At 61.9% G+C, this 1,550-nt stretch carries 1 protein-coding gene; it reads left to right on the top strand.

What is annotated here, in order from left to right; translation table 11 throughout:
• The first annotated feature begins 22 nt into the window (after window positions 1-22).
• A complete protein-coding gene (locus tag XI05_RS09015; protein ID WP_271500739.1) occupies window positions 23-1,402 on the top strand; it encodes an IS1182 family transposase in 1,380 nt (459 codons plus the stop codon).
• Window positions 1,403-1,550 lie beyond the last annotated feature (148 nt).

Genomic DNA, 1,550 nt, shown 5'->3' with positions numbered 1-1,550 from the left:
GGGCCATCGACGGAGCAGTTCGATGATGGGGCGGCGCAAGAGTGAGCAGAGCCAACTGTTTTATGCGTTCGATCTCGAGGCCGTAGTGCCGGACGACCACCAGGTCCGACAGATCGCTGCCGTGCTGGATCTGTCCTGGGCTCGAACAGAGCTCGCCCCGTACTACTCGCATACGGGACGGCCTTCAGTCGATCCGGAACTGATGATCCGGATGCTCATCCTCGGGTACGTATTCGCCATTCGCTCCGAGCGCGCGCTTTGCCGTGAGGTCCAGCTCAATCTCGCCTATCGCTGGTTCTGCGGCCTCGGGATCGAAGACAAGATTCCCGATCATTCGGCTTTCACGCGCGCCCGGAACGAGCGCTTCCGGCAGCACGACGTGTTTCGCCGCGTGTTCGAACGCGTCGTCGCAGCCTGCATCCGAGCTGATCTTGTTGGCGGCAGCGGCTTCGCAGTCGATGCCAGCCTGATTGCAGCGGACGCCAACAAGTGCCGTTCGACGCCCGGCAGCAAATGGAGCCGCGACCTCGACCCGGCGACGGCAAGACGGGCCGTGCAGGACTATCTTGCCAGCCTCGACGATCCGGCGTGGGGCGCTGCGACCGACGTCATGCCGAAGTTCGTGGCTCCTGCCGATCCGGCAGCGCAATGGACCGGTGCGTTGCGCAATGCTGCGTTCTTCGCTTACGCCGACAATTACCTCATCGACGTGAAGTTCGGCATCATCATGGATGTGGAGGCATCCCGGGCGATCCGGCAGGCGGAAGTCGGCGCGTCACAGACCATGATTGAGCGCACCCAGGCGACGTTCGGGATCAAACCGGACTGGATCGTCGGCGATACGGCCTACGGCTCGGCACCCAACCTTCACTTCCTGGTCGATGAGAAGGGCATCGCACCGCATGTCCCCGTCATCGACAAGTCGAAACGCGATGATGGCACGTTCAGCCGGGAGGACTTCATCTACGACAACGAGCACGATTATTACGTCTGCCCCAATGGCAAGATCGCGCCGAGATCAAACAGAAAGCGCAAAGCTCGCGGCGACAACATGGTCTCGTACTTCTCACGCGTCACTGATTGCCGCTCTTGTCCGCTCAAGCCGAGGTGCTGTCCGAAATCACCGAGCCGCAAGATCACGCGGCATATTCACGAGGCGGCGCGCGACGTCGCCCGTGCCATTGCCAAGACCGCCGCCTATGAGCAGACGCGCCGCGACCGAAAGAAAGTGGAGATGCTCTTTGCCCATCTGAAGCGGATCCTTCGGATGGGCCGACTGAGGCTGAGGGGGCCGGCAGGCGCCCAGTTCGAGTTCACGCTCGCGGCGATCGCTCAGAACCTGCGCCGCCTCGCCAAGCTGACGATCCAACCGCCGGATATATCCCGGTTGCGGGTTGCGTAGCGTCTCGTTGCTTCGTGTATCAGGCGTTAGTGCCGATGCGTTGTCGCCGCCCTGTCGGAAAGGCGGGCAGAGCATACGAGCCCAATTTCAGAATCCAACCGCAAGCCGCTATCTCGCCGACTTTTGCAACAAAATCGGCCAGAAGCGG

It is taken from the genome of Bradyrhizobium sp. CCBAU 11357 (genome assembly GCF_028128865.1).
Lineage (GTDB): Bacteria > Pseudomonadota > Alphaproteobacteria > Rhizobiales > Xanthobacteraceae > Bradyrhizobium.
The sequence above is the reverse complement of the archived record's forward strand: the minus strand, read 5'-3'. Positions and strand labels throughout refer to the sequence as shown.